10 protein-coding genes and 6 pseudogenes are annotated in these 10,427 nt (G+C 65.4%); 8 read left to right on the top strand and 8 right to left on the bottom strand.

All coding sequences use genetic code 11. The features are described 5' to 3' along the window. Positions 1–108 precede the first annotated feature (108 nt). The 8 genes and pseudogenes from LE197_RS36730 to fdxA all read left to right on the top strand — a co-directional run. Positions 109–1,043 (top strand): annotated as a pseudogene (locus LE197_RS36730) (TolB-like translocation protein). A gap of 161 nt (positions 1,044–1,204) precedes the next feature. Next, positions 1,205–1,513 (top strand): hypothetical protein, encoded by a 309-nt coding sequence (locus LE197_RS36725; protein ID WP_226033845.1) that lies wholly within the window; start codon positions 1,205–1,207, stop codon positions 1,511–1,513. Then, positions 1,510–1,761, top strand: coding sequence for a hypothetical protein (locus LE197_RS36720; RefSeq protein ID WP_226033844.1), 252 nt, complete (start codon positions 1,510–1,512; stop codon positions 1,759–1,761). The genes LE197_RS36725 and LE197_RS36720 overlap by 4 nt, the downstream gene beginning before the upstream one ends. 523 nt (positions 1,762–2,284) lie before the next feature. Continuing rightward, a complete protein-coding gene (locus LE197_RS37010) occupies positions 2,285–2,413 on the top strand; it encodes a hypothetical protein (protein WP_264086460.1) in 129 nt (42 codons plus the stop codon). Positions 2,414–2,481: 68 nt separating this feature from the next. After that, positions 2,482–2,613 (top strand): annotated as a pseudogene (locus tag LE197_RS36715) (hypothetical protein); the annotation flags it as partial. A gap of 112 nt (positions 2,614–2,725) precedes the next feature. Beyond that, positions 2,726–3,016 carry a hypothetical protein gene (locus LE197_RS36710; protein ID WP_226033843.1) on the top strand — a complete coding sequence of 97 codons (291 nt, stop codon included), beginning with the start codon at positions 2,726–2,728 and terminating at the stop codon, positions 3,014–3,016. Beyond that, complete coding sequence (locus tag LE197_RS36705) at positions 2,998–3,378, top strand: MutS-related protein (RefSeq protein WP_226033842.1); 381 nt, start codon at positions 2,998–3,000, stop codon at positions 3,376–3,378. Before LE197_RS36710 ends, LE197_RS36705 begins: the two co-directional genes overlap by 19 nt. Before the next feature lie 390 nt (positions 3,379–3,768). Continuing rightward, positions 3,769–4,088 (top strand): annotated as a pseudogene (gene fdxA, locus LE197_RS36700) (ferredoxin FdxA); the annotation flags it as partial. A 428-nt stretch (positions 4,089–4,516) separates the two neighbouring features. Here the strand turns inward: fdxA and LE197_RS37415 are convergent. From LE197_RS37415 to fghA, 8 genes and pseudogenes are all read right to left on the bottom strand, one after another. Beyond that, positions 4,517–5,005: a sigma-70 family RNA polymerase sigma factor gene (locus LE197_RS37415; RefSeq protein WP_413247419.1), complete on the bottom strand. Its 489-nt coding sequence runs from the start codon at positions 5,003–5,005 to the stop codon at positions 4,517–4,519. Between the two features lie 79 nt (positions 5,006–5,084). After that, positions 5,085–5,294, bottom strand: a pseudogene (locus LE197_RS37410) (sigma-70 family RNA polymerase sigma factor); the annotation flags it as partial. Positions 5,295–5,622: 328 nt separating this feature from the next. Next, positions 5,623–6,498 (bottom strand): annotated as a pseudogene (locus tag LE197_RS36690) (peptidoglycan DD-metalloendopeptidase family protein). A 62-nt stretch (positions 6,499–6,560) separates the two neighbouring features. Beyond that, a pseudogene (locus LE197_RS36685) lies at positions 6,561–7,194 on the bottom strand (protein-L-isoaspartate(D-aspartate) O-methyltransferase). 32 nt (positions 7,195–7,226) lie between these two features. Then, positions 7,227–7,976 (bottom strand): 5'/3'-nucleotidase SurE, encoded by a 750-nt coding sequence (gene surE, locus LE197_RS36680; protein WP_226033840.1) that lies wholly within the window; start codon positions 7,974–7,976, stop codon positions 7,227–7,229. Next, positions 7,964–9,031 carry a tRNA pseudouridine(13) synthase TruD gene (gene truD / locus LE197_RS36675; protein WP_226033839.1) on the bottom strand — a complete coding sequence of 356 codons (1,068 nt, stop codon included), beginning with the start codon at positions 9,029–9,031 and terminating at the stop codon, positions 7,964–7,966. The genes surE and truD overlap by 13 nt, the downstream gene beginning before the upstream one ends. After that, positions 9,028–9,501, bottom strand: coding sequence for a 2-C-methyl-D-erythritol 2,4-cyclodiphosphate synthase (gene ispF, locus LE197_RS36670; RefSeq protein ID WP_003098560.1), 474 nt, complete (start codon positions 9,499–9,501; stop codon positions 9,028–9,030). Before ispF ends, truD begins: the two co-directional genes overlap by 4 nt. A gap of 69 nt (positions 9,502–9,570) precedes the next feature. Further along, positions 9,571–10,422 carry an S-formylglutathione hydrolase gene (gene fghA, locus LE197_RS36665; RefSeq protein WP_003113869.1) on the bottom strand — a complete coding sequence of 284 codons (852 nt, stop codon included), beginning with the start codon at positions 10,420–10,422 and terminating at the stop codon, positions 9,571–9,573. Between the last annotated feature and the right edge of the window lie 5 nt (positions 10,423–10,427).

Here is a 10,427-nt window from a genome sequence, read left to right as displayed (position 1 = left end):
CCTACACCATCGGCTTTTCCATTCAGAAGAAGCTCGGACAAGCGCAACCGCGCGAAGGCAGCGAATGCGCGAACATGCGTGCTCCATCACCGTCCGGAAAGGCACCCCATGAACATCGCGCCACCTAAGGTCTCTGCTCCCTCGCCCACCCTCTCCCGTTGCCAGCCTCGCCCATGCGGCCTGCACCGCCAACCTGGCCCCGTAACCCGCCAGCAGCCTGCCCGCGCCTGGGTGCGCCTGGCCTACCACAGCTATATGGAGAGTACGGCCTCGAACCTCTACCTGCACGATTTCAAGAGCAAGAGCACCCGCCAGCTCAACCAGCCCGGCTGAACATCGGACCCGATGAATGCGCATTCTCCCCGGACGGGCTACCCGACCGGGCCGCCAGAATGGCGCTCGGCACGTTCGCCTGGGCCATCGGCGGTACCCAGGCGCCGAGCAACCTGATCGCGGCCATCGGCGGTCGCAACGAGGATCCGCCTCGACGGCCGCCAGGTCGTGCTCAGCACGAGGGCGACATCCGCCTCGCCACCCTGGTCTTCAATGGCGATGGCAGCGCGCGGCGTGAGCGCCGGAAAGCCGTGACCGGCGACGGCTGAGCACCGAAGAGTCGATGCCGTTCCTCACCCCTCAGGCAAGTACGTGGTCTACGCGACAGGAGCCGGCGACAGCTCTGCGGTGGTGCGCAGGAACCGGAGAACAGGTCAGCGCCCTCGCCACTCGGCCGCGGGGGCCGCGACTATTACCCGGTGGTACGCGACTATACCGCCTTTCCGCGCACCCAGCCGGCCGGCAACGACCAGTTGGCCATGGTCGTACCCAACAGCCCGCCCGGCACCCCCGGCGATCCTGCCGCTCAACCACTGCCAGGGCGACAATTCCGACGCCGCGCCGGTGAACGAGGACTACTCTGATCTTCTCCAGCACTTCGTTCGACCCGACCCACAGCTCGCTCGGTGACACGCCGCGGCGCGGGTCTGGCGTCTCGACCCGGCGCAGATCAACCGCCCGACGGTCGGCAGAAGCTCGGCGCCAGCTAGGCACGCGGCACGCCGCAAAGCCTCGCACAGGCGCAGACCGAGGTCCGCGCCGGTTCCGAACGGACCCGACACAGGCCGGTGAATCGGGCTAACATTGCCCTCTTTTGCACCGTCCAAAGCCCGCTTCCAGGCCCGTATGACCGACCTCTCAGCACGCCACGATGATGCAGCAGTATCAACCAAGCATCAGCACCGACCAATTGATGTTCTATCGCATGGGCGACTTCTACGAGCTGTTCTACGAGGACGCGAAGAAGGCCGCCAAACTGCTCGACATCACCCCGACCGCACGCGGCCAGTCCGGCGGCAAGGCGATCCTGATGGCAGGCATTCCCTTCCATTCCGCGGAGGGCTACCCGCCGCTGGTCAAGCTCGGCGAGTCGGTGGCGATCTGCGAGCAGATCGGCGATCCGGCCACCAGCAAGGGGCCGGTGGAGCGCCAGGTGCGGATCATCACCCCGGTACGGTGAGCGACGAAGCGCTGCTCGACGAACGCCGCGACAACCTGCTGGCGGCGATCCTCGGCGACGAGCGCCTGTTCGGCCTCGCCGTGCTGGACATCACCAGCGGCCGCTTCAGCGTCCAGGAGATAAAGGCTGGGAAACCCTGCTGGCCGAACTGGAGCGCTCAACCCGGCCGAGCTGATTCCCGACGACTGGCGCCAGGGCCTGCTGGAGCAGGCGCCGCGGCGTACGTCGCCGCGCGCCATGGGACTTGATCGCGACTCGGCGCACAAGAGCCTCTGCCAGCAATTCGGCACCCAGGACCTGAAAGGCTTCGGCTGCCAGAACCTGACCTGGCCATCGGCGCCGCCGGCCGCCTGCTCGCCTACGCCAAGGAAACCCAGCGTACCGCCCTGCCGCACCTGCGCAGCCTGCGCCACGACCGCCTGATGACACGGTGATCTCGACGGCGCCAGCCGCCGCAACCTGAGCTGGATATCAACCTCAGCGGTGGCCGCGAGAACACTCTGCAATCGGTGGTCGACCGCTGCCAGACCGCGGCCAGCCGCCTGATGAGCCGCTGGCTGAACCGTCCGCTGCGTGACCGCGCGGTACTGAAGCCCGCCAGGAGTCCATCGCCTGCTCGCTGGAACGCTACCGCTTCGAGAACCTGCAACCGCAGCTCAAGGAAATCGGCGACCTCGAACGCATCCTCGCCCGCATCGGCCTGCGCAACGCCCGCCCTGCGACCTGGCGCGCCGCGCGACGCGCTGGCGGCGCTGCCGGACCCGGAACGCCATGACCGAACTGGAAGCGCCGCACCTGCAGGCGCTGGCCACCACCATCGGCACTCATCCCGAACTCGCCGAACTGCTGGCCAAGGCGATCATCGACAACCCGCCAGCGGTGATCCGCGACGTGGCGTGATCAAGACTGGCTGATGACGCGGAGCTGGACGAGCTGCAGGCGCTGAGCGAAACGCCGGGCAATTCCTGATGGACCTGGAAGCGCGAGAAGGCCCGCACCGCCTGCCCAACCTGAAGGTCGGCTACAACCGCATCCATGGCTACTTCATCGAGCCGCCACGGGTGCAGGCCGAACAGGCGCCGGCCGACTACATCCGCCGGCAGACCCCAAAGGCGCCGAGCGCTTTCATCACGCCGGAACTGAAGGCCTCGACAAAGCGCTGTCGGCCCAGAGCCGCGCCCTGGCCCGCGAGAAGGCGCGCTACGAAGAGCTGTGGAACGCCTGATCGGCCATCTCGCCCGCTCCAGGACAGCGCCTCGGCGCTGGCGGAGCCGGACGCTGGCGAATCTCGCCGAACGCGCGCTGAACCTCGACCTGAATCGCCCGCGGTTCGTCGAACACACCTGCCTGCACATCGAGCAGGGCCGCCATCCGGTGGTCGAGCAGGTGCTGGAGACGCCGTTCGTGGCCAACGACCTGGCGCTGGATGCCGACACCCGGATGCTGGTGATCACCGGTCCGAACATGGGCGGTAATCCACCTACATGCGGCAAACCGCGCTGATCGTGCTGTTTGCGCATATCGGCAGCTTCGTTCCGGCTGCGCCGCGAGCTGTCCCCGGTGGACCGCATCTTCACCCGCATCGGCTCGTCCGACGACTGGCCGGCGGCCGCTCGACCTTCATGGTGGAGATGAGCGAAACCGCCAACATCCTGCACAACGCCACTGGACAAGAGCTGGTGCTGATGGATGAGGTCGGCCGCGGCACCAGCACCTTCGACGGCCTGTCGCTGCCCGGGCAGCGGCCGAGGACCTGGCCTGACTCGCGCCTTCACACCGTTCGCCACCCACTTTTCGAACTGACCGTACTGCCGGAAAGCCAGCCCGCGGTAGCCAACGCACCTGAACGCGACCGAGCACAATGAACGCATCGTGTTCCTGCACCGATGTATTGCCGGACCGGCGAAGAGCTGGCCTCGCGGTGGCCCAGGTTGGCCGGCGTGCCGGCCCTGCAGGTAATCCAGCGCGCCCGCGAACACCTCAAGCGCCTGAAACCACTGCAGGTAGCCCGCCGCACGAGATGCCGAGCCAGCAGAGCGGCAAGCCCGCCTCGCCGATGCAGAGCGACCTGTTCGCCAGCCTGCCACGCACCCGGTGATCGATGAACTGTCGAGGATCAATCCTGACGATATCAGCCCGCGGCAAGCTTCTCGATCTGTTATATGCACGCTGGAAGATGCGGGTCTGACGGACTACCGCACAAGCTGTTAGAATCGCGCGCGCTTTAGCCGCCCGCCTGAGGAGAGAACTAGAAAATGACCTTCGTCGTCACCGACAACTGCATCAAGTGTAAATACACCGACTGCGTGGAAGTCTGCCCGGTAGGACTGCTTCTACGAAGGACCCAACTTCCCGGTCATCCATCCGGACGAGTGCATCGACTGCGCCCCAGTGCGAGCCCGGGAATGTCCGGCCCAGGCGATTTTCTCCGAAGACGAAGTGCCGGAGAACATGCAGGAATTCATCGAGCTGAACAGCGAGCTGGCGGAAGTCTGGCCGAACATCACCGAGAAGAAGCGATGCCCTGCCCGACGCTGAGGAATGGGACGGCGTCGCCGGCAAGCTCCAGCATCTGAGCGCTGATAGCGCCAAGGCCCGCAAACAGCGGGCCTTTCTTTGGCGACGAGTAAAACGGCAGGCAAAAAGGGGGCGGGTATTACCCGCCCACTCTTCAGTCCCTCGTCATCGTCCTGATGAATCGCCTCCCTGGCGACGTCCCTTCCCCGATCCTTCGGGGTTGCGTGTTCCTGTACGCAGGAGTGATATTAGCGATTCCTGTGCTTCCGCAACCTGCCAGAAAACCCAGCGAAGCTTCTTCGGCAGTCATTTTAGAAAAATATATTCCTTTATTTTCAATAAGTTACTTAAATTCACCGAGCGTTTTTGGCAAACCTCCCGGGCATTTATCTACTTAGGCTCACACGCCGTGTAAGTTAATGCTTACAAGAGCAGACACAAAAAACCCGGCGAACGCCGGGTCTTCAGTGGGTCTAAGGTTTTCCGTCACTGGAACAGCGCGTCACTCGACAGGCCGTTCTTCTCCAGGATCTCCCGCAGGCGCTTCAGCGCCTCGACCTGGATCTGACGAACCCGCTCGCGGGTCAGGCCGATTTCCTGGCCGACCTCTTCCAGCGTGCTGCTTTCGTGCCCGCGCAAGCCGAAGCGGCGAATCACCACCTCACGCTGCTTGTCGGTGAGTTCCGTCAGCCACTGGTCGATGCTTTCGCTGAGATCGTCATCCCGCAGCAGCTCGCACGGGTCGGTGGGGCGATCGTCGGTGAGCGTATCCAGCAGGGTCTTGTCCGAGTCCGACCAAGAGAGATGTCTCACCGAAGTCACCCGTTCGTTCAGGCCGAGCATGCGCTTGACCTCGGCGACCGGCTTCTCCAGCAGGTTGGCGATTTCTTCGCGAAGGTTCGTGGTCGAGCTTGGGGTCAGTTCCCGCGCCGCACGCAGGTAGACGTTGAGCTCCTTGACCACATGGATCGGCAAGCGAATGGTCCGGGTCTGGTCTGGCGATGGCCCGCTCGATGGTCTGGCGGATCCACCAGGTGGCGTAGGTCGAGAACCGGAATCCGCGCTCCGGATCGAACTTCTCCACGGCGCGGATCAGGCCTAGGTTGCCTTCCTCGATCAGGTCGAGCAGGGACAGTCCGCGATTGACATAGCGCCGGGCGATCTTCACCACCAACCGCAGGTTGCTCTCGATCATCCGCTTCCGACCAGCGGGATCGCCCTTCTGCGCCAGACGAGCGAAGTGGACTTCCTCTTCGGGCGTCAACAGGGGCGAGAAACCGATTTCGTTGAGATACAGCTGCGTTGCGTCCAACGCGCGCGTGTAGTCGATGTGCTTGTGTTGTTTGGAAGAGAAGGAAGTGGTGGCTTTTGGAGTTGCCTGGGAGAAGGCTGCTCGTCGGCAGACGACTCGTCCAGCATGATGCCGGGCTCCAGGAGGAGCACTTCATCATCGTGGTCAAACTCCGGCCCTTCTTTTTTGAGTGCCATGTCGTTATCCCTTGCATGAGTTCGACTCAAGCCCGGGCGATTCCTTTCCCGCTGGACACGCCCGGACCCGCTCACCTACATGATGTGGGCGGGCGAACTCCCGGTCAGCGACGTGGCAAATATTGCAGTGGATCGACAGGCTTACCCTGGCGGCGAATCTCGAAGTGCAGCTTCACCCGATCGGTTCCTGTGGAGCCCATCTCGGCAATCGATTGCCCTACCTTGACCTGTTGCCCTTCCCGCACCAGCAGCCTGCGGTTGTGACCGTAGGCACTCACGTAGGTCTCGTTGTGTTTGATGATGACCAACTCGCCGTAGCCCCGCAAACCACTACCGGCGTATACAACGGTCCCACCAGACGCAGCCAGGACAGGCTGGCCCAATTGACCGGCTATATCAATCCCTTTATTCAAACTTCCGTTTGAGGCAAAACGGCCGATCAGAGTACCGCTCGCGGGCCATGCTTCACCCCCACCGCAGGCCCCGCGACGACGGGAGTCGCGCCCGCTGCTGGGTGGGGTCGTGGTCGAGGCCGGAGCCGGTGCGGGCTTGGCAGGTACCGACGTACTAACTGCGGGTGGAACCGGGGTAGGCTTGGTCGCCACGGGCGCAGCGACGACCGGCGTGTTTTTCGCGACGGACGGTTGCGTCGATGCCCGCCCACCAAATTGGATAGCTTGACCGACCTGGATGGTATAGGGCGGCGCGATGCCATTGCGCGCGGCCAGGGCTTTCCAGTCCCAGCCGAAGCGGAAGGCAATGGAATACAGGGTGTCGCCGCGGCGCACGATGTACTGCCCGCTGGTGACCGGCGTACGCCGCGCAGCGGCAGGCGCGGAACCGTTGCGATCGACGACCTTGACTCCGCCGGGAGGCGACGACGAACAGGCGGCGAGAAGGGAACAGACAACGGCCCCGAGCAACAGGTGGCAGCCACCGTAGAGCCGAGTCCATTGCCGCAGGGTCGCTGCTAGCCTCAATCCTTCCCCTTATCCATCTTCTTCGCTTTCGTTCAATCGGGCCGGCGACGCCGGCCGCCGGCTCAGGCGATCGGGCCGTTGAGCAGCGGGACGAAACGTACCGAGTCGAGTACCTGGCGGCTGAACCCGTCCTCGGTGCGGACGATCAGCATCAGTTGCTGGACCTCGCCGCCACCGACCGGGATCACCAGGCGCCCCCGGGGCCAAACTGGTCCAGCAACGACTGCGGGACTTCCGTGGCCGCCGCGGTGACGATGATTCCATTGTAGGGAGCCAACGCCGACCAGCCCTCCCAGCCATCGCCCCAACGAAAGACAACATTACGCAGGTTTAGCTCCGCAAGACGCTCCTTGGCCTTGTCCTGCAACGCCTGGATCCGCTCGACGGAGAAGACCCGCTCGACCAGTTGCGCCAGCACCGCGGTCTGGTAGCCGGACCCGGTACGATCTCCATGACCTTGTCCAGCGGGCCGGCCGCCAGCAGCAACTCGGTCATCCGCGCCACCATGAACGGCTGGGAAATGGTCTGGTTGTGGCCGATCGGCAGGGCGGTGTCTTCGTAGGCGCGATGCGAGAGCGCCTCGTCGACGAACAGATGACGCGGCGTGCGGCGGATCACCTCGAGCACGTGGGCGTTGGACAGGCCTTCTTCGTACAGGCGCTGGATCAGGCGCTCTCGGGTACGCTGGGAGGTCATGCCGATACCCCGGCGATGCAGGTCTTCGGACATCACGTCAGTCCTCCCAGCCACTCGTCGAGGCCGCCGAAGGCTTCGTGGAAGGTACGGTCCAGCTGCAACGGAGTGATCGACACGTAGCCTTGCATGACCGCGTGGAAATCCGTCCCCGGCCCGCCATCCTCGGCATCGCCGGCCGCGGCGATCCAGTAGCCTTCCTTGCCGCGCGGATTGACCACCTTCACCGGTGCGGCGGCACGGGCGCGGTGCCCGAGGCGGGTCAGTTGGATACCACGTACGCGATCCAGCGGCAGGTTCGGGATATTGACGTTGAGCACGGTACGCGGCGGCACGGCCAGGCGCTCGTGGGCGGAGACCAGCAGGCGGGCGAAGTGCATGGCAGTGGGCAGGTTGTCCGTCAACCGCGAGACCAGCGAGAAGGCGAAGGCCGGCCCCTTCAGGAAGCGCCCTTCGATGGCCGCCGCCACGGTATTGGAATAGAGGACGTCATCGCCGAGGTTGGCGCCCAGGTTGATACCCGAGACCACCATGTCCGGCAATTCCTCCAGCAAGCCGTTCAGGCCCAGGTGCACGCAGTCGGTCGGCGTGCCGTTGAGGCTGATGAATCCGTTGTCCAGGCGCTGCGGGTGCAGCGGGCGGTCCAGCGTCAGGGAACTGCTGGCGCCGCTCTTGTCCTGGTCGGGGGCGATCACTACGCAATCGGCATGATCCGCCAGCGCGTCGTAAAGCGCGGCGATACCGGGTGCGGTCACCCCGTCGTCGTTGGCAATCAGTATGCGCATGGGTTTTCCGTCTGCCCTGTCGGTACCAGGTCGAGGATTTCACGCACCACTACGGTGGCGAAACAACCGGCCGGCAGGACGAATTCCAGTTGCAGAACATCAGGTTCGGGATAATGCCACGCCAGCCCCTGGATGGGGAGCCGCAGGATGCGCCGTTCGTGCGCCATGCCCGCCTTCGCCAGCCAGCGGCAGAGCGCCGGCTCGCGCCCGGCCAGGGCCAGCTCGCGTTCGAGGACGCCGGCGCCGCTCGGCGGATCGCCCTCGCCCCAGAGCGGTCCGGTGGGGTGCAGGTCGAGGGCGGCCAGACGGGCATCGCGGCATTCTTCCTCGCCAGCGAGGAAAAAGCTGCGGCTGTCGGTGAAGGCCAGCAGGTCACCGACCGCTGCCCGGTTCCAGCTACCCTCCGCGACCCGCTCGGCGAGCAGGCGATTGAACAGGCAGCTGCGCCCGGCGGAAAGGAAGCGCGAACGCAGGTTGCGGTTCGCCGGCAGCAGGTCCTGTTCCGCGCAACTGCGCGCGTCGACCAGGTTGCCGCCGCCGTGGCCGAAGCGTTGCAGGCCGAAATAATTGGGCACGCCGTCCGCGGCGATACGTTCCAAGCGCGCGTCGAGAAGGGCACGCTCCGCCCGCAGCCCGGTCAGACGCAGGGTGAAGCCGTTGGCGGCATGCGCGCCTCGCTGCAACTTGCGCGAATGACGGGTGCAGCGAAGAATCCGCAGGTCCGCGCCCTCGGCTGCGCCCAGGTCGGGATCGGCCTTGCCCGGCAGGTGCAGGCTGAACCATTGCCGGGTCAGGGCCTGGCGGTCCTTCAACCCGGCGTAGCTGACGTTCTTCTGCTGCACGCCGGCGGCGCGGCCGAGGCGACGGGCCGCCTCCTCGGTGTTCAATCCGCGCTTTTCCACCCACAACCAGAGGTGCTCGCCTTCACCGCTGAGGGGAATGTCCAGCACCTCGTCGACCTGGAAGTCCTCGGCCACGGCCTTGAGCACCGCCTCGCCGCAGGCTGCCCCATGGGCGCGCGGCCCGAGCAGGTCGAGTTCGCCGAGAACGCTCATCGGGCCATCAGCAAAGCGACCGCATGTACAGCAATGCCCTCTTCGCGTCCGGTGAAACCTAGCCGCTCGGTAGTGGTGGCCTTGACGTTGACCTGGTCGACCGCGACGCCGAGGTCCTCGGCGATCAACCCGCGCATGGTCTCGATGTGCGGCGCCATCTTCGGCGCCTGGGCGACGATGGTGGCGTCGACGTTGCCGACCTTCCAGCCCTTCTCGGCGACGATGGCGACCACGTGTCGCAGCAGCGCGCGACTGTCGGCGCCCTTGAACCGCGGGTCGGTGTCCGGGAAGTGCTTGCCGATGTCGCCCAGCGCCGCCGCGCCGAGCAGCGCATCGGACAAGGCGTGCAGCAGCACGTCGCCGTCGGAGTGGGCGACCAGCCCATGTTTGTGGGGAATGCGCACACCGCCGAGGGTGATGAAGTCGCCCTCGCCGAAGCGATGCACGTCGTAGCCATGGCCAATTCGCATGAAAAACGCCCTGGTTGGAATCAGGGCGTGATTCTACCCCGGATCGGGACAGGCTTCAGGTATCGCGGATCAACCGTTGAGAACCCCGGCATGATGGCGCAGGTGATCCTCGATGAAACTGGCGATGAAGTAGTAGCTGTGGTCGTAACCTGGTTGCAGACGCAGCTCCAGCGGGTGGCCGGCCTTGTCCGCCGCATTGCGTAGCGCTTCCGGCTTGAGCTGGACGGCGAGGAAGTCGTCGCGCTCGCCCTGGTCGACCAGGATCGGCAAGCGTTCGGACGCACCCTCGAGCAACGCACAGGCATCCCACTCGCGCCAGGCCGCCGGGTCCTCGCCCAGGTAGCGGGAGAACGCCTTCTGGCCCCAGGGACAATCGCTCGGATGGCAGATCGGCGCGAAGGCCGACAGCGACAGGTAGCGCCCCGGGTTGCGCAGCGCGCAAACCAGCGCGCCATGCCCACCCATCGAGTGCCCGCTGATGCCGCGCCGCCGGGACACCGGGAAATGCGCCTCGATCAGCGCCGGCAACTCGTGCACCACGTAGTCGTGCATGCGGTAGTGCGCGGCCCAGGGCTCCTGCGTGGCGTTCAGGTAGAAGCCTGCGCCCAGGCCGAAGTCCCAGGCGCCGTCGGGATCGCCGGGGACACCGCTGCCGCGCGGGCTGGTATCCGGCGCCACCAGTACCAATCCCAGTTCGGCGGCGACCCGCTGGGCGCCGGCCTTCTGCATGAAGTTCTCGTCGGTACAGGTCAGCCCGGACAGCCAGTACAGGGCCGGCAGCGCCGCCTCCGGCTCGGCCTGGGGCGGCAGGTAGATGGCGAAGACCATCTCGCAGTTCAGGGTCCGGGAAAAATGACGGTAACGCTGGTGCCAGCCGCCGAAGGTCTTCTGGCTGCCGATCAGTTCGAGGGAATCCTTCACGTGAC

Source organism: Pseudomonas sp. PS1(2021) (assembly GCF_020405165.1).
In the GTDB taxonomy this organism is placed as follows: domain Bacteria; phylum Pseudomonadota; class Gammaproteobacteria; order Pseudomonadales; family Pseudomonadaceae; genus Pseudomonas; species Pseudomonas aeruginosa.
The sequence above is the reverse complement of the archived record's forward strand: the minus strand, read 5'-3'. Positions and strand labels throughout refer to the sequence as shown.

What these genes read in the sequence shown, in the direction of transcription:
- LE197_RS36725 (WP_226033845.1), top strand. Translation starts at nt 1,205, where the DNA reads ATGATGCAGCAGTATCAACCAAGCATCAGCACCGACCAATTGATGTTC.
- LE197_RS37010 (WP_264086460.1), top strand. Translation starts at nt 2,285, where the DNA reads ATGACCGAACTGGAAGCGCCGCACCTGCAGGCGCTGGCCACCACCATC.
- LE197_RS36705 (WP_226033842.1), top strand. Translation starts at nt 2,998, where the DNA reads ATGCGGCAAACCGCGCTGATCGTGCTGTTTGCGCATATCGGCAGCTTC.
- surE (WP_226033840.1), bottom strand. Translation starts at nt 7,976, where the DNA reads ATGCGCATACTGATTGCCAACGACGACGGGGTGACCGCACCCGGTATC.
- truD (WP_226033839.1), bottom strand. Translation starts at nt 9,031, where the DNA reads ATGAGCGTTCTCGGCGAACTCGACCTGCTCGGGCCGCGCGCCCATGGG.
- ispF (WP_003098560.1), bottom strand. Translation starts at nt 9,501, where the DNA reads ATGCGAATTGGCCATGGCTACGACGTGCATCGCTTCGGCGAGGGCGAC.